Below are 16,896 nucleotides of genomic sequence, written 5' to 3'. Positions count from 1 at the left end.
TGCTAAAACCAGAGGCGCGTTATTTGCTGCTCGCTACGGCCGCCGCCTGCTTGTAAAGTCCGATGGCGGAGAGGGTAGGGTTGAGGCGCGACGAGGTGATGCGCAGCCGCACCTCCTGCGCCTGGATGGGTTCAAACTTGAGCATGCGCTTGTAGCCGACGGTGGTGCCGGCCACGGCCGTTTTCCACTCCGCGCCGCTCTTGTATTCGAGCACAAAGCTTTCGATGCGCTGCCCTAGGGCAATATTTTCCTGCAATTGCAGTAGGTCGAAGCGCTGCGGCTTGGGTAGCGAAAAGCTGAGGGTGGCCGTGGTATCGCGGCCGGGAGTGGTCCAGTACGTGTTGTACTTGGTGTCGAGCAGCGCCGTGGCTTTGTCGGCGCCGGTGCCGCTCACCTTGCTGCCGCTCAGTAGGTTGGTAGCGAATGTTTCGTTCACGGCCGCTTTCCACGCTTTCAGGTTGGCAATGTCCGGCGGGGCAATCAGCCCGTTTTTGGCGGGCGGAATATTCAGCAGCAGCACGCCATTGCGGCCCACCGAGCTCGTGTAGATGTCGAAGAGCTCCGCCGGGGTTTTCACCTTGTCGTCCTCCGTGGGGTGGTTGAACCAGCTGGGGCGGATGGACACGTCGATTTCGGCCGGGTACCAGACCAGGGCCGGCGCGTCCTTGATTTTGGCGCGGCTGCCTAGGTCGTCCTCCATCCGGTCTTTGGGCGCGAAGGTGGCCTCTTTCTGCGAGTTGGCCGCCACGTTGGTTTGGCGCTGGGCCTCGGTGGGCACCACGCTCCACTCGGTGGTGCGGCCGTAGCCCGACTCGGTGCCGACCCAGCGCACGTCGGGCCCCATCACGGCGATAACTGCCGTGGGCTGGAGCTTGCGAATGAGCGCGTACCAGCGGTTGAAGTCGTAGACCTGCTTTTTGCCCTTGGGCCCCTCACCGTTGGCGCCGTCGAACCACACCTCATCGACCCGGCCGTAGTTGGTGAGCAGCTCCGTGAGTTGGTTGACGAAGTAGTTGTTGTACTTGGCCGAATCGCCGAAATTGGCCGAGTTTCTATCCCAGGGCGACAGGTACACGCCGAAGCCCATGTTCTGGGCCCGGCAGGCGTCGGCCACCTCTTTCACGACGTCGCCCTTGCCGCCTTTCCAAGGGCTGTTCTTCACCGAGTGCTCGGTGTATTTGGATGGCCACAGGCAAAAGCCATCGTGGTGCTTGGCCGTGATGATGACTTGCTTGATGCCGCCGTCTTTGCACGTCTTCACCCACTGCCCGGCATCGAGCGAAGTAGGATTAAACAAAGACGGGCTCTCGGTGCCATCCCCCCATTCCTTATTGCTAAAGGTGTTCATGCCGAAGTGCAGGAAGCCGGTCAGCTCTAGCTGCTGCCAGCGCAGTTGCCGCGGCGAGGGCACCACGCTGGCCGCCTTCTGGATGATAGCACCAGGCGAGCTGCCAGCCGGAATGGCAGCGTAGTTGCCCGCCGTGTAGATTTGGGCTTGGCTGGCCAACGGCTTTGCCAGGCAAAGGCAGCTGACGAGAAGCAGGGGCAGTTTCTTCCGGGTTTTCTGGTGCGAGCAGTTCATTGGATGGCCTTCCACTATATAAGGAGGGGCTAGGTGGATACGTTGGGAGTTGCGAGGCCTCTACTCGGCGAGTAGCTGCTTGCTGGGAAGCAGCGTCGAGACCTGAATTATATAGGAGAAACGAGGACGACTAAAGTTGTCAGTGGGCAGTGGCCTCTCTACTCGCGCGGGTAGCTGACAAGTGGTCTCGTTGTGGTAGCCTTCCATCCGTGCCGTGAAAACCTCAGCAGCACAGCCCAAAGATAGTAGAATATTCGAAATAACAATTCGAAAAATTCACTTCAGAATTTTGGTTAGATTTTCTGGCTGGCGGGTCAGCGGATGGCTGTGGCCAGGTACGATACTTCATACAGCACAGCGTCTCCTGGCCGCGGGCCGAGCTTAGGGTGCGGGCTACCGCTTACCTTATATATAGCAACGGCTCAACTCGGCTTGCTGCCCCGGCGTGAGGTAGCCCGAGCCCGGTGCTACTTTCGCGGACCTATGACCCCGACCATCCACTGGACCACCAAGCCCTTCGACGCCCTCACCCTGGCCGAGCTCTACGCCCTGCTGCAATTGCGCAGCGAAGTCTTCGTGGTAGAGCAAACCTGCGCCTTCCAAGACATCGACGGGCAAGACCAAGTCGCCCTGCACCTGCTGGGCCACACCGCCGAGGGCGAGCTAGCAGCGTATGCCCGCCTGTTCGAAGCCGGGCGCAGCTACGCCCAGGCCAGCATCGGCCGGGTCATTACCTCGCCGCGCCACCGGGGTCGCGGCCTAGGTCGGCAGTTGCTGCACGAGGCCATCGCGCAGTGCGCGGCGCAGTTTGGGCCGCAGCCCATCAAGATTGGGGCGCAGCAGTATCTGCTGGATTTTTACCAAAGCTTCGGCTTCGTGGTGGAAGGCGAGGGGTACCTGGAGGATGGTATTCCGCACGTGCACATGGTGCGGCCGTAGCGAGCGGGTGGGGTAAGCAGAGCAGGCGAGCGAGAAAACGGCACTACATTTATCGCCAGGCTAGCCAAAGTGCTGCTGTTTAGCAGTATTCCGAGGCTGGGTTGGCTTCGCCGAAGCGGCTGCGTAGCGAACGAGCTACCGCCGGGCGATGCTGGTTGACGCTTTTCCCCCTGTTTTCAAGTGCCATGAACATTCTGCAACGACTCTTCAAAATTGGGCAATCGGAAGCCCACGCCGCGGTCAACCAACTCGAAGACCCCATCAAGCTCACCGAGCAGGGCTTGCGCGACTTGCGTCAGGACCTCGATAAAGCTCTCCACGGCCTAGCCGAGGTAAAGGCCATGGTTATCCGCGCCCGCCACGAAGGCGAAGGCTTCCGCACCAAGGCCACCGACTACGAAAACAAGGCGGTGCTGCTGCTCCAGCGCGCTCACAAAGGCGACTTAGCCCCCGCCGAAGCCGACCGCCTCGCCACCGAGGCCCTGCTCAAAAAGGCCGAAAACGAAGCCCACGCCGCCCGCTCGGCCCAGGAGCAGGCCCGGTTTGAGCAAGCGGCCGCCCAGCTCGACCAGAGCGTGCAAACCCTCAAAAGCACCATCAGCCAGTGGGAAAACGAGCTTAAAACCCTCAAAGCCCGCGTGACGGTGAGCGCCGCCACGGCCACCATCAACAAGCAACTGGCCCAGCTCGACTCGTCGGGCACGGTGGCACTGCTCGAACGGATGAAGGAAAAAGTAGCCGTGCAGGAAGCCCTGGGCGAGGCATACGGCGAGATTGCCCAGGAAAGCAAAAGCATTGACGCCGAAATTGATAAGGCCATCGGTCAAGTGGGGGTAGGCAAGGCCGCCGAAGACTTGCAAGCCCTCAAGGCTAAGCTGGGCCTGACTGAATAAAGTCCCGTCCTGTAATGCTTGGAGCCAGCCCACGATAGATAGTCCTGCCGGAATACGCTTACCTCTTATGACCGAACTTTTACAAGCTGCCGTGCTGCCGCCCAATCTAGTAGCTACCGGGTTGCTGGTGTTTGTGCTGCTGTATTGGCTCACGGTGATTATCGGTTTGCTGGACTTCAAAACGGCCGACCTGCACCTCGGCGGCCATGCCGATGGCGTGCACCTGCACAGCGGCGACTCTGACTGGTTCAATGGCGCGCTGGCATTTTTTAACCTCGGCCGCGTACCGCTCATGGTGTTCATCAGCTTCGTGGTGCTGCCGCTGTGGGTGGGCAGCATCCTGGTCAATTATTACACCGGCAATACCTCGCTGCTGCGGGGGCTAGCATTGCTGCTGCCCCTGCTGGTAGGCAGCGTTTTCGTGGCTAAGTTCCTGACGCTACCCTTCGTGCGACTGTTCGCCGCCCTCGAAAAAAACCACGACGGCGGGGCCGTGGCCCTGGGGAAAGTCTGCACCGTGCTGCTACCTGCCACCACCGAGCACCTAGGGCAAGCTAGCGTGCACATCGACGGCGCGCCGCTCATGCTCAACGTGCGCGCCTTATCGGGCGCGTTAGCGAAGGGCGAAACCGCGCTGGTAATTGACTACGACGCGCAGCGGCGCTGCTATTTAATCGAAGCTTATGCCGCAGGATAGCTGCTGGTCAAAATGGCCTAAAAACTGTTGGTCATGCTGACGAAAAAAGCCCCTTGGCTGAATCACTAAACTCCGAAGAGCGCCGAACCGACAAGCTGCTTCCGTTATCAGCATGACCGGCGATTAATTAATAAAATTCAATTTCAACTTTCATCTATTCTGCATTTTTACTTCTTCTCATGGCTGCACAAATTTCCTGGGCTGTTCTGGTAATTCTCGGCTTCTTACTGCTGGGTTTTCTGGCCATTGTGGCGCGGATGTACCAAAAAGCCGTGCAGGGCGAAGCCCTGGTGCGCACCGGCATGGGCGACACCAAAGTGTCGTTTTCCGGCATCCTCATCGTCCCCATTCTGCACAAGCTGGAGGTGATGGATATTAAGCTAAAAACCATTATTATAGCCCGCGCTGGTGCTGAAGGCTTGGTGTGCAAAGACAATATGCGCGCTGACGTGAAAGTGAATTTTTTCGTGCGGGTCAATAAAACCCACGACGACGTGGTGAACGTGGCGCAGAGCATCGGCGCGCACCGCGCTTCCGACCCGCTAGCCCTCGAAGCGCTGTTCGACGCCAAGTTTTCGGAAGCGCTGAAAACGGTGGGCAAGCACTTCGATTTTATCGAACTGTATAATTCCCGCGAGCAATTCAAGCAGGAGATTCTGCGCATTATTGGCACCGACCTCAACGGCTATGTGCTCGACGACTGCGCCATCGATTACCTGGAGCAAACCCCGCTGCACGCGCTCAACCAGGATAATATTCTGGATGCGGAGGGCATTAAGAAAATCATCGCCCTCACGTCGGAGCAGAAAATTCAAGCCAATCAAATTCAACGCGACCAGCAGAAAACCATTAAAAAGCAAGATGTTGAAGCGCAGGAAACTATTCTGCAACTTGAAAAACAATTAACTGAAAACCAGGAAAAGCAGCTCCGCGAAATCGCCAGCATCCGGGCCCGCGAAGCCTCTGAAATTGAGAAAGTGCGCCAGGAAGAGCGCCTGAAAGGTGAGCGCGCCCGCATTACCACGGAGGAAGAAGTGAAAATTGCGGAGCAAAACCGCGACCGCCAGGTGCTGGTGGCCGAGCGCAACAAGCAGCGCACCGACGCCATCGAAACCGAGCGCGTGGCCCAGGCCCAGGCCCTGGAAGCCAACGAGCGCGAGCGCCTGGTGGCACTGGCCCAAATTGAAAAGGAGAAAGCCCTGGAAGAAGAGAAGAAAAATATCCAGGTCATTATCCGCGAGCGCATTACCGTCGAAAAAGCGACCGTGCAGGAGGAGGAGCGCATCAAGGATACCCGCGCCCAGGCCCTGGCCGAACGCGAAAAATCGGTGGCCCTGACGGCTGCTCACCAGCGCAACGAAACGGCTACCATCAACATGGTTGGCAATGCCGACATGGAGCGCCAGGCCGCCGAATTCCGCGCCAAACAAATAATAATTGATGCCGAAGGCGACCGCACCGCCGCCGACCACCGCGCCTCCGCCATGCGCATCATGGCCGACGCCGAAGCTAGCAAAGCCGCTGCCGTGGGCCTGGCCGAAGCCCAGGTGATGCAGGCCAAAGCCGCCGCCCACCAAAAAGAAGGCGAAACCCACGCCGCCGTGATGCAGCTCACCGCCACGGCTGAGGCGCAGGCCATCCAAGTAAAAGCTGCCGCACAAGCCGAAGCCGACGAAAAGTTAGGCTTCGTGGCGGCCAAAGTAAACCGCGAAAAAGGCCTCGCCGAGGCCAGCGTAGTGGAAGCCCGCGCTACCGCCGACCAGAAAAAAGGCCTCGCCGAAGTGGCCGTCAACGAACAGCGCTTTACGGTCGAAGCCAAGGGCATCGAAGCCAAGGCCGATGCCATGAAAAAGCTCGATGGCGTGGGTAAAGACCACGAAGAATTCAAGCTGCGCCTCGACAAAGAAAAGTCGGTGGAACTGGCCCAAATCAACATCCAAAAGGACATTGCCGCTTCGCAAGCCGACGTAATTGGCGCGGCCTTGAAAGCGGCTAAAATCGATATTGTGGGTGGCGAAACAATGTTCTTCGACCAGATTATCGGCTCCATTACGAAGGGCAAGTCTATCGACCGCGCCGTGCATAATAGCGAGGTGTTAAGCACAGTAAAAGACGCCTTTTTTGACCACAACGGCGGCGGTGATTTCAAAACTAACCTGCGCAAATTTGTCAATCAATTTGGCTTGAGTAGCGACGATATGAAGAACCTAAGCGTATCGGCGCTGCTGCTGCAACTGATGAATAAAGCGGGGGATGAGAAGACGCGCAGTACGATTTCGCAGCTGGCGAGCACGGCAGCGGCGCTGGGTATCAGCGATAAGCAGGTGAAGTCGATTGATTTGAAATAAGAACATTGAATCTTCTCAATTGCCCTATTGGCTGGCCACTTTCAAGGAGAATGTAGGCTAGCCAGTAGGGCAATTTCTCCTCTATGGAACCCACTCCCCAACTCGAAGGCGGCACCTACGAAATCCTCCGCAGCCGTTTGCAAAAGAGCGGCGCCGACCTGCAAGCGCGGCTCGCCACGCTTAACACCGAGCGCAAGACCGTATTCGGGGCCATTGATACGCGCCTGCTTGGCACTACCCGTATCACGACCACTAACAATTGCGTGCCGTGGGACATGGTGCCGGTCGGCAATAAATTCATCTTCGGTTTTAACGTCGTGATTGGCCTGAAAACGGAGACGGAATTGAGCGACGTTTTTGGGGTGTATGAATATGCCAACCGCGAGTTTCGGCCGTTGGATTTAAAGCTGCTGGAAAATCCGCAGTTTTTGGAGGAGTTTCGGAATTTATATCGGTATTATAAAAACACCCAATTCGTAAAATTCGCGGTACTAGGGCCGCACGTTTTTATGGTGTTTCGGGTGGGCAAAACCCCGAACGATATCAAGACTTTTAAGTGGCTGCTCAAGGACGATACGCTCACGTATCTCGATAATCGAAGCGACCACGAATACGTGTTTCCGCCGCAGCACGAGTTTGCCTGGAAGCGGGCCACGCGCGATATGCAGGTGGCGGGTAAATACCCGCATATCAGCATCGAGGACAAGGTTTTTGTCGAAACTATCGGCGGCGACCTTACTATAAAAGTCGAAAATAACACCGAAACGGGCCGGGGAATATTAGCCGAGCCGGTGGCCGATAAAGACCAAACGCTCGACGATTCGGAAATTCATTACGCCGTAATTGATAATTTAATTCTGCTGAAAATAAAGCCGTATCAGGAGCCGGTGTATCGGTATTTTTTATTCAATACCAAGCTGCGCACGGCCCAGCGCCTCGATGCCTTGGCCGATGCCTGCGTGCTGCTGCCCGATGGCCAGGGCTTGATTTTTCCGCATGGGTTTTACTTGCAAACCGGCGAAGGAAAATTATTCGAAAACGGCCTGCGCGACATGCTGTTTGAGAAGCGGATTGCCTCGCCCAACGGCGAGGATTTTCTGTATGTATTTTACAACAAAGAAAACGGTACGTATTTATTATTGTCGTACAACCTGATTGCGCAGCGCGTTGATAACCCGATTATTTGTAGTGGGTACGCGCTATTTGATGACGGCGAATTGTGCTATTTGAGGCCCGATGCCGAAGCTAAAAAGCACCATGCCGTGCAAATCTGGCAGACGCCCTACGTGGCCCCCGATTTTGAGCTGCCCGTGACCACGGATTCGGCGCTCTACAAGCTGGGGAATAAGGAGATTGTGCAGGCGATGGCCGAGGTGCAGGAAGTGCTGACGCTGGTGGGCAAGGAGGACAGCTATTCAGGGCTTTACCTGGATTTGATTCGGCGCACGACCACGCTCGCCGACGTGTACTATTGGCTAGGCGACCCCGACGCCCAAAACCTGGCCGAGCCGCTGCGCGACATTCAGCAAACGGCCACGGCGGCGGTGGAAGAGTTTGATAAAGTGCGCGCTATCCGCAAGAGCACGGCCGAGGCCGTGCAGCGCGTGCTGGGCCAGGCCGACGAGCTGCGCGCCCGCATCGGCCGGATGGCCGACGTGACGGAGGTCAACGAATACGTGCAGCTGCTCGCCGAGCTGCGTGCCACGCGGGGCGAGGTTATTTCGCTCAAAGAACTGCGCTACGTGGACGCGCCGGCCGTGGAAAAAGCCGCCGCCGACCTCACCGAAACCAGCAAGCAAATAGCCGGTCAAACCATCGAATTTCTGCTGCGGCCCGAGGCGCTGAAACCCTACGCCACCCGCGTGCAAGTCATTGCCGATAGCGTGGAGAAAGTGCAAAAAGTAAGCGAGGCCAACGAGCGCGAAAAAGAAGCCAACGCCGTATCGGGCGAGCTGGAATTGTTGATTGAAGTGGTGGGCAATTTGCCGATGGACGACCCCACGCAAACCACGCGCATCATCGACAGTATTTCCACGATTTACGCGGGCTTCAACCAGATACGGGCGGCGCTGAAACGGCGGCGGCAGGCGCTGGCCGGTACCGAGGCCCAGGCCGAATTCACGGCCCAGCTCAAGCTGTTGGAGCAGGCCTTGGTCAACTACCTGGACCTAAGCGACACGCCCGCCAAGTGCGACGAGTACAGCACCAAGCTGCTCGTGCAGCTGGAAGAACTGGAAGGCAAATTCCCCGATTTTGACCAGTTTCTGACCCAAATTGCGGAGCGCCGCGAAACGGTGTACGAGGCGTTTGAGTCGCGCAAGGTGAGCCTAGTGGCGGCGCGCAACCAGCGCGCTTCGGCCTTGGCGCAGTCGGCCGAGCGCATCATCAAAGCGGTGCAAAACCGCCTAAGTCGGCTTGAAACGCTGGCCGATATTAACGGGTATTTTGCCGCCGATATGCTGGTGGAAAAGGTGCGCCAGACCGTGCAAGACCTGCTCGACCTAGGCGATACCGTGAAGGCCGACGAGCTACAAAGCCGCCTCAAAACGGTGAAGGAGGACGCCGTGCGCCAGCTCAAGGACCGCGCCGAGCTGTTCACGGATGGTGGGCAGGCATTGAAGTTCGGCTCGTACGCTTTCACCGTCAACACCCAGCCGCTCGACCTCACCATCGTGCTGCGCGACGGCGAGCTACACTACCACCTCACGGGCACCAATTTCTTCCAGAAAATAACCGACCCGGCCATCCTCACCGCCCGCCCGGTCTGGGACCAAGCGGTAGCCTCCGAAAACGCGGACGTGTACCGCGCCGAGTACCTGGCCTGGCTGGTGCTGCAAGCCGCCGAGCAGCCTAGGGACGCCCAGGCCGACACGCCCGCCGTGCTAAGTATCGAGGAGCTAGCCAAGCTAACCCCCGAAGAACTAACCGCCTACGTGCAGCAGTTCATGGCCCCGCGCTACGCCGAGGGCTACCTCAAAGGCGTGCACGATGCCGACGCTGCCCTGCTGCTCGGGGCGCTCGTGCGCCTCACCCGCACGGCCGATTTGCTGCGCTACCCCGCCCCGGTGCGGGCCGCGGCGGCGCTCTACTGGCAGCGCTTTGCGCCCGAAACCCAGCGGGCCAGCTGGCAGCGCCAGTTGCACGGCATCGGGGTGCTGCTCCAGGTTTTTCCTGATGCGCGGGAGTTTCGGGGCCTGATGCAGGACTTACAGCGCGCGGTAGACGAGTTTGCCGCCCGCACCGGGCTTTTCGCGCCGGAGGAAGTGGCCGAGGCCGGCGAGTACTTATTCTACGAATTGACGCGGGGCGAAACCTTCGTGGTTTCGGCCGAAGCGGCGGCGTTGTACGAGCAGTTTCAGCAGTCGCTGAAGGAGCGTGGGGCTACTGCGCAGTACGAGGCGTCGGTGGCCGCGCTGGTGGAGCAGCCGGCCGCGCAGTTTCAGCTGGTGCGGCAGTGGGTTTCTTCGTTCGTGCGCAGTCAGTCCGAGCATGATAATCCCACCCCCGCACTAGTTGAAGCCACTTCCCTGCTCGTTACTTCCTTCGACCCCGCCCGCGTCATCCGCACGCCCCTCCGCGAAACCCTACCCAACCTTCAGGGCACGCACCCGCGCATCGAGGACCGTAATTACCAGCTTGATTTCCCCGATTTCCGCCGTCGCCTGGGGCACTACACCCGCACCGTGGTGCCGCAGTTCGAGGCGTTTCAGCACCTGAAAAAAGACCTGCTTGCCCGCGCCGCCGAGGACCTGCGCCTCAATGAGTTCCGGCCGCGGGTGCTGGCGTCGTTTGTGCGCAACAAGCTCATTGATGAGGTGTACCTGCCGCTCATCGGGGCCAACCTGGCCAAGCAAATCGGCACGGCGGGGGCCGACAAGCGCACTGACCTCATGGGCCTGCTGCTGCTTGTCTCGCCGCCCGGCTACGGCAAAACCACCCTGCTCGAATACGTGGCCAACCGCCTGGGGCTGATTTTTATGAAAATCAACGGCCCGGCTATCGGCCACGCCGTTACGAGCGTGGACCCCGCCCAGGCCCCCAACTCCGGCGCCCGCGAAGAGCTGCTGAAGCTCAACCTGGCCTTCGAGATGGGCGACAACGTGATCATATATCTCGATGATATTCAGCACTGCAACCCCGAGTTTTTGCAGAAATTTATCTCGCTTTGCGACGCCCAGCGCAAAATCGAGGGCGTGTACCAGGGCCGCGCCAAAACCTACGATTTCCGGGGCCGCAAGGTGGCCGTGGTGATGGCCGGCAACCCCTACACCGAGTCGGGCGAGCAGTTCCGCATCCCCGACATGCTCGCCAACCGCGCCGACATCTACAACCTCGGCGACATCATCGGCGACACCCGGCCCGCCTTTTTGCTTAGCTACATCGAAAACGCGCTGGTGGCCAACCCCACCCTGGCCCGCCTCGCCGCCAAAAGCCAGGCCGACGTGTACCCGCTGCTGCGCCTGGCCGAAACCAGCGACAGCACCGGCCTCACCTTCGAGGCCACCCACTCGCCCCAGGAAATAGCCGAGTACGTGGCCGTGCTACAAAAGCTGCTGCGCCTGCGCGACGTGGTGGCCCGCGTCAACGAGGAGTACATCCGCTCGGCGGCCCAGGCCCACGACTACCGCACCGAGCCGCCCTTCAAGCTTCAGGGCTCGTACCGCAACATGAGTAAGCTCGCCGAAAAAGTCAGCCCCATCCAGAACGACGCCGAAATCGACGCCCTGCTCGCCACCCACTACACCAGCGAAGCCCAGACCCTCACCAGCGGCACCGAAGCCAACCTGCTAAAGCTCCGCGAGCTCCTTGGCTGGCTTACCCCCGCCGAAGCCACCCGCTGGGCCGACATCAAAGCCACCTTCGCCCGCAACCTGCGCACCAGCAGCGGCGGCCAGCTGCTCCAGGTTCTCACCCAGCTAGAACATATCGCCGGCGGCATCGGCGGCATCCGCGAGGCGCTGGGGCGGGAGTAGGGTAGTATTGTAATAAAGCAGAGGACTATAGTTGTAATCTGCTCTGTCTATTGTCAAAATCACCTAGAACGAAAGCCTTGTTTTCAATTATTGCTTCAAATAATCTATTGACTTGGGACCAGTCTTCATTTGGAGTAGAAATCATAATCGAATTTAAAGCCATGTAATCCCCATTTTGCTGCCAAAGTTCTTTGAAAAAATCATTAAAATTATTTTTTATAATTAATCCTAAATACACCTCCCAATCTTTTGGGTATGTTGAATTAACTAAGCAACTAAGGGTTGTTTCATGGAGCAGTAAATCATGTTGTTCTAGCTTAATAATTAGCTTATATCTCTCTCGTTTTTGATTGCTACCACTGAATGCTAATCTAAATAAGCTTATAATAATATCTTTTGGTTGTTTATTTGATTTCGCTGCGATTACGAAAAATGAATTAGCGGAAACAATTGAGTTATTACTGCTTATATTCTTAAGTATCAAATCTATATCCTCGGAACAAGTTTCGCTATTAGAAGCAATTTCGGACCGCAATAGAGAAAGCTTTTTTGACATGAACAACTCTGAAGTAGAATAGTAGTCTTCTATATCAGAAAATAATTTAATAAATTTACTCTTTGCTATATATCTAATATCATCATGTACTCGAAACATGAGTACTATGCCAGATTCAAAAGATAGTTGCGCGTAATAATCTAAGCTGTTCAGATTGTTGCTGCTCTCAACAGAGTATACTATGTAGTATGCTGCTAAAAATTCTATAAAACGTGTATGTCTAAACATTACAAAAGAATTATTTGCAGCATCCTCTATTAGTATGCTTTCGGATATTAATGCATGGATAATCTCGTCGGAGTATGGTTCTAATAGTTGAAAGTTATTGGAAATAATAAGCTCTATAGAGTTTTTGGGTATTATATTGCTTTTTGTTTTAATAACATGAAATGAAATTAACGATATTAATTTCATGAAAATTTTAGACGTCAGCCCAGATATGTATCGCTTATGTATATCATTCTGCCTGCGAACGAAGTAGGAGTCTATTACATTTCCTTCCCATACTTCATTGATGGTAATATTACCTTGATAACGATATGTTTCCGAAAAAATAAGAAGATTTATAGGGATTGATAACGTTCTCTTTGTTTCAGGAGTTATAGTGTTCGTAATGTTGTAGTTATAGCATTTAGAGTAGTTGTTAAGCGCTATAGGAAATTCACTTGTAGAAAATGAGGATATTCTCTTATTGATATCACTTCTTCTTTGACCTTCAAATATAGATTCCCAGTCCCTCCAATAATCTTCTCTAATTGTAAAAATAAAAAGTACTGGAAAAGCTAATAAACCTAAGCTGCTTGCTACCTTATTTAATTCATCAATAAATTTTATTACCCCTTTAACCTGTTTTCTTTTTTCATATAAATCTTTATTTGCTTCATCTAAGGAGTCGATGACATATGCAATAGGTTTGTTGACTGAAATAAGCTTGAGTAGCCCATGATAATCGCCTAAAGATGAAAAAAAGTTAACTATTTTATTATCAATATCACTCTCGTTTGCAGTTGCGCCTGTCCCGAAATAAGACTCTACACTGTTGCTTGATAATTCTAGCGATAAAGTTGTCTTTCCCGAGCCTGAATAATCTCTTACTAAGCATATTTGTTTGGGCTTATCCTTGGCTTTTTTCAAATACGAGGGCCTTATATCGTTGCAATACGCAATGATTTGCTTATCAATATCACGTTTTATATACAATTCGTCATGATGTGCTGACCTATATCTTCTTAAAAATAATGATGAGTTCTTTTTGCATAAGTCTCCAATCTCATTATTAACAGAATCTTTATTATAACACCAGTCGTTAATTATCTTTAAATCAGGAGTTTTGGAGATAAATTTTATTCTTCCATATAGGTTCATGTATGATAGTATATCACTAATTGGAAGCTGGTATTTATTTAATTCGTCCCAAAAATCTCCTGCAAGAACAATTATAAAATGTCCTTCTTTATTTAGTTGCTCAGCATCTTTGTATATATTTTCTGATACCGGGAATAATGAACAATATAAGCCTATTACACTATTTTTTCTTTTCCTAATTTTTAGCTCAAAATCTTCCCAATCAGAAGAACCGGGAGTAATAGGGCTTCTCTTTGCTTTTGATTCGATTAAATAAGCTTGTTCTTTCCATAAGAAAATTCCATCAAATTGTTCTGAAGGCGTTGATGCTACAATAGCCGGTTTTCTATCCCAAGGCTGTATTTCTCTAATTAGCTGCTCAAATTTATATCCTCTATCTGCATTATTTTTTATATTCCTTAGGGAAAGGATATCATTGTAAATGTTCATGCTGGTGAATTTTATAGATTGAAAAATATTATGTTTGTTGCTTTAATTGGTTTTAGTTGCAACCCCTTTTCAAGTGTTGTTTTGCGGTTTTATAACTCTATACTGAACTACTAAATTATTTTAGACTAACCTTGTGCTCTATTATCTAAGTATAAGGCTAGGGTTTTTTATTGGTGCAAACTTTCCTGTTTTGGGATAAATATATTACCTAGTTTATCAAGTTTTGCTCTCGTAATAAAACTCACCAAACCTAGCAGCCCCCTAGCGGTTGGAGCAAGCAACTGCTCGTTTCCGCGTGAAACGCCGGTTTACCCTTCTCCAAACCAAACCACTACCTGCCCAATGGCTGAAGTAAAAGCCCTCGCCGCCAGCGCCGCCCACGGCCAGCTCAAACCGTTTAGCTACGACCCCGGCCCCCTCGGTGCCGAAGAAGTAGACATTGCCGTGGAGTACTGCGGCGTCTGCCATTCCGACCTCTCGATGCTCGACAACGAGTGGGGCATCTCCGCTTATCCCTTCGTACCCGGCCACGAAGCCATCGGCCGCATCGTGGGCCTGGGCGACGTAGCCGCCCAAAAAGGCCTCGAAATCGGCCAGCGTGTGGGTGTGGGCTGGAGCGCCAGCAGCTGCCTGCACTGCGAGCCCTGCCTGCACGGCGACCAGCAGATGTGCACCACCTTGCAGCCCACCATCGTGGGGCGGCACGGGGCCTTTGCCGAGCAGGTGCGCAGCCATTGGGTGTGGGCGGTGCCCATTCCGGAGGGCGTAGACCCCGCTGAGGCCGGCCCGCTGCTGTGCGGCGGCGTCACGGTATTCTCGCCCATCCTGGACCACGTGCAGCCCACCGACCGCGTGGGCGTGTTCGGCATCGGCGGCCTGGGCCACCTGGCCGTGATGTTCCTCAACAAGTGGGGCTGCGATGTCACCGCCTTCACCTCTAGCCCGCGCAAAATCGAGGAGGCGCACAAGCTGGGCGCCACCCGCACGGCGTCGAGCACCGACACGGCCGAGCTCAAAAAGCTGACCCGCACCTTCGACCTGCTGCTCATCACGGCCAACGTGTCGCTCGACTGGAACGACATCATCGCCATGCTCAAGCCCAATGGCCGCCTGCACATCGTGGGTGCCGTGCTCGAGCCGATTCCGGTTTCGGTATTCCCGCTGCTGCTCAATAACCAGTCGCTCGGCGCCTCGCCCACCGGCAGCCGCGCTCAGATTGATAAGATGCTGCGCTTCTGCGCCCAGCACGACATCAAGCCCCTCACCGAGCACTTCCCCATGAGCCAGGCCAACGCCGCTATGGACCACCTGCGCTCGGGCAAGGCCCACTACCGCATCGTGCTCGACAACGACTTGTAAGGGTCGCCGCTTCGTGCCAAAAACGGCCTCATCGCTCCGCGGTGAGGCCGTTTTTGTTGTTGCGCGGACTTTGTAGTCCGCGTGCGTAAGCGGGCAGCCGGACGCGGACTACAAAGTCCGCGCAACAGTGCCCTAGCTCTCCCTTATCTCGTTCTTAAGCTCGGCTACGAACTGGGCAAATTCGGGCTCGCGCTCCACGTCGGGGTGCCAGGCTAGGCCGAGTTGGGCCAGGTTGTACTGGTGGCGGGGGCTGAGGGTGGCGCCGGGCAGCAGTTGGCCGGTGTCGGGGCTGCTCTCGGGGGCCAATAGCCAGAGGCGGTCGGCGAGGGCGGTGGTGGTGGCAATGTCGTGGCTCACGATGAGCACGGTGTTGAGCTCGTCCAGGGTCGTGACCTCGATGATGAGCTGTTTGACCTCGTCAATCATCGCCACATCGAGGCCCGAAAACGGCTCATCGAGCAAAATCAGGTGCTCGGAGCACAGCAGCTGTTGCGCAATGGCCGCCCGCTGCCGCTGCCCGCCCGAGAGGTGCGCCGGGTACTTGCCCGCGTGCGCCGCCAGCCCAAAGCGCCCTAGGTAGTGCTCGACGCGGGCCTTGGCCTCGGCGGCCTCGTGGTGGCGGCGGGCCGCCAGCAAGAGGTTATCGCGCAAGGAGTAATGATTGAAGAGCGGGTAGCGCTGCTGCACGTAGCCCACCATGCCGGCCCGCACGGGCTCCTGCGCCTCGCCCACCAGCACGGCGCCGGCGCTCGGGGCCGCCAGCCCCGCCAGCAGCCGGCACAGCACCGACTTGCCGATGCCTGAGCGCCCATAAATGCCCACCACCTGCCCCTGGCTGAGGCCGGGCCGCACCACATCGAGCACCTGGGCATTAAGGTCGCGCAAAACGAGGTCGTTGCCGTAGCGCATCGACACGTGGTCAAGCGTGAGTAGCGGGGACTTGTAGGAGTAGGGTAGGGCGGTCATGGCGAGTAGTACCGTGGACCCTGCGGGTCCGCGCGTGATAAGAATTGAGAAGAGTACCGTGGGCCCTGTGGGTCCGCGCGTGCAAGGATTGAGAAGAGTATTTCGGATACTTTTTTGCGAAAACACGCGCGGACCCGCAGGGTCCACGGTACAGCGCTTTACTTTGTGAAGTGCAGCAATTAATTCACTATGAGCGGCATCTGCCGCACCGTTTGCCGCCTGGCGAAGTTATTTTTCTCACCTTTCGCTTAGCCGACACGTTGCCTAGGCAACTCTTGGCGCATCTGCACGAGGAAACCGCCCTGCTCGTCAATCGCGTTGACATCACCCCCGAGCAGCTGTACGCCACGCAGAAGAAATACTTCGGCCGCTTCGACCACCACCTCAACCAGGCAGCGTTTGGCCCAACCTGGCTCGCGCAACCCGATATAGCGGCCCTGGTCAAGCAGTCGCTGCACTACTTCGATGGCCGGACGTATGACCTGCACGGCTACTGCCTGATGCCGAACCACGTGCATCTGGTAATGGGCATTGCGCCCGAAGCGCCGCCCCTTACCAAGACCTTGCAGCGCCTGAAAAGCTACACCGCTACGCAAGCCAACCGGCTGCTAGGGCGCAGCGGCACCTTCTGGCAGGCCGAGAGCTACGACCACGTAGTGCGCAACGGGGAGATGGAGCGGATTATGGCCTACGTGCTGGAAAACCCGGTAAAAGCCGGTTTGGTGGATGACTGGCAACAGTGGCCGCACTCCTACGTGAAATAGTACCGTGGACCCTGCGGGTCCGCGC

10 protein-coding genes are annotated in these 16,896 nt (G+C 55.8%); 7 read left to right on the top strand and 3 right to left on the bottom strand.

Translation table 11 applies throughout. From position 1 onward, the window contains the following. Window positions 1–19: 19 nt before the first annotated feature. Window positions 20–1,507, bottom strand: coding sequence for an alpha-L-fucosidase (locus tag ACFSDX_RS17230; protein WP_382315764.1), 1,488 nt, complete (start codon window positions 1,505–1,507; stop codon window positions 20–22). Between the two features lie 558 nt (window positions 1,508–2,065). Between ACFSDX_RS17230 and ACFSDX_RS17225 the strand changes: the two genes are divergently transcribed. The 5 genes from ACFSDX_RS17225 (at window position 2,066) to ACFSDX_RS17205 (ending at window position 11,432) form a co-directional block, all read left to right on the top strand. Further along, complete coding sequence (locus tag ACFSDX_RS17225) at window positions 2,066–2,521, top strand: GNAT family N-acetyltransferase (protein ID WP_382315762.1); 456 nt, start codon at window positions 2,066–2,068, stop codon at window positions 2,519–2,521. 185 nt (window positions 2,522–2,706) lie between these two features. Then, window positions 2,707–3,414 carry a PspA/IM30 family protein gene (locus ACFSDX_RS17220; protein WP_382315760.1) on the top strand — a complete coding sequence of 236 codons (708 nt, stop codon included), beginning with the start codon at window positions 2,707–2,709 and terminating at the stop codon, window positions 3,412–3,414. 67 nt (window positions 3,415–3,481) lie between these two features. Further along, window positions 3,482–4,111, top strand: coding sequence for a hypothetical protein (locus tag ACFSDX_RS17215; protein WP_382315758.1), 630 nt, complete (start codon window positions 3,482–3,484; stop codon window positions 4,109–4,111). 179 nt (window positions 4,112–4,290) lie between these two features. Further along, a complete protein-coding gene (locus ACFSDX_RS17210; RefSeq protein WP_382315756.1) occupies window positions 4,291–6,459 on the top strand; it encodes a flotillin family protein in 2,169 nt (722 codons plus the stop codon). Window positions 6,460–6,542: 83 nt separating this feature from the next. Further along, a complete protein-coding gene (locus ACFSDX_RS17205) occupies window positions 6,543–11,432 on the top strand; it encodes a DNA repair ATPase (RefSeq protein ID WP_382315755.1) in 4,890 nt (1,629 codons plus the stop codon). A 25-nt stretch (window positions 11,433–11,457) separates the two neighbouring features. On the opposite strand, the gene ACFSDX_RS17200 is transcribed toward ACFSDX_RS17205, so the two are convergent. Beyond that, window positions 11,458–13,782: an NACHT domain-containing protein gene (locus ACFSDX_RS17200; protein ID WP_382315754.1), complete on the bottom strand. Its 2,325-nt coding sequence runs from the start codon at window positions 13,780–13,782 to the stop codon at window positions 11,458–11,460. 342 nt (window positions 13,783–14,124) lie between these two features. On the opposite strand from ACFSDX_RS17200, the gene ahr reads away from it, so the two are divergent. Further along, on the top strand, window positions 14,125–15,141 hold the full coding sequence (ahr, locus tag ACFSDX_RS17195) for an NADPH-dependent aldehyde reductase Ahr (RefSeq protein WP_382315753.1): 1,017 nt from the start codon (window positions 14,125–14,127) through the stop codon (window positions 15,139–15,141). A gap of 132 nt (window positions 15,142–15,273) precedes the next feature. On the opposite strand, the gene ACFSDX_RS17190 is transcribed toward ahr, so the two are convergent. After that, entirely contained in the window at window positions 15,274–16,107 is an 834-nt protein-coding gene (locus tag ACFSDX_RS17190; protein WP_382315751.1) for an ATP-binding cassette domain-containing protein, read from the bottom strand. A 170-nt stretch (window positions 16,108–16,277) separates the two neighbouring features. Between ACFSDX_RS17190 and ACFSDX_RS17185 the strand changes: the two genes are divergently transcribed. After that, window positions 16,278–16,871 carry a transposase gene (locus ACFSDX_RS17185; protein WP_382315749.1) on the top strand — a complete coding sequence of 198 codons (594 nt, stop codon included), beginning with the start codon at window positions 16,278–16,280 and terminating at the stop codon, window positions 16,869–16,871. The last annotated feature ends 25 nt before the right edge of the window (window positions 16,872–16,896 follow it).

Origin of the sequence: Hymenobacter bucti (genome assembly GCF_042681145.1) — a bacterium.
GTDB classification, from domain to species: Bacteria; Bacteroidota; Bacteroidia; order Cytophagales; family Hymenobacteraceae; genus Hymenobacter; species Hymenobacter bucti.
Note: the sequence above shows the minus strand (reverse complement) of the source record. Positions and strands in the feature narration are given on the sequence as shown.

Coding starts and splice junctions, on each gene's coding strand:
- ACFSDX_RS17220 (WP_382315760.1), top strand. CDS start 2,707: ATGAACATTCTGCAACGACTCTTCAAAATTGGGCAATCGGAAGCCCAC.
- ACFSDX_RS17210 (WP_382315756.1), top strand. CDS start 4,291: ATGGCTGCACAAATTTCCTGGGCTGTTCTGGTAATTCTCGGCTTCTTA.
- ACFSDX_RS17200 (WP_382315754.1), bottom strand. CDS start 13,782: ATGAACATTTACAATGATATCCTTTCCCTAAGGAATATAAAAAATAAT.
- ACFSDX_RS17205 (WP_382315755.1), top strand. CDS start 6,543: ATGGAACCCACTCCCCAACTCGAAGGCGGCACCTACGAAATCCTCCGC.
- ACFSDX_RS17225 (WP_382315762.1), top strand. CDS start 2,066: ATGACCCCGACCATCCACTGGACCACCAAGCCCTTCGACGCCCTCACC.
- ahr (WP_382315753.1), top strand. CDS start 14,125: ATGGCTGAAGTAAAAGCCCTCGCCGCCAGCGCCGCCCACGGCCAGCTC.
- ACFSDX_RS17215 (WP_382315758.1), top strand. CDS start 3,482: ATGACCGAACTTTTACAAGCTGCCGTGCTGCCGCCCAATCTAGTAGCT.
- ACFSDX_RS17190 (WP_382315751.1), bottom strand. CDS start 16,107: ATGACCGCCCTACCCTACTCCTACAAGTCCCCGCTACTCACGCTTGAC.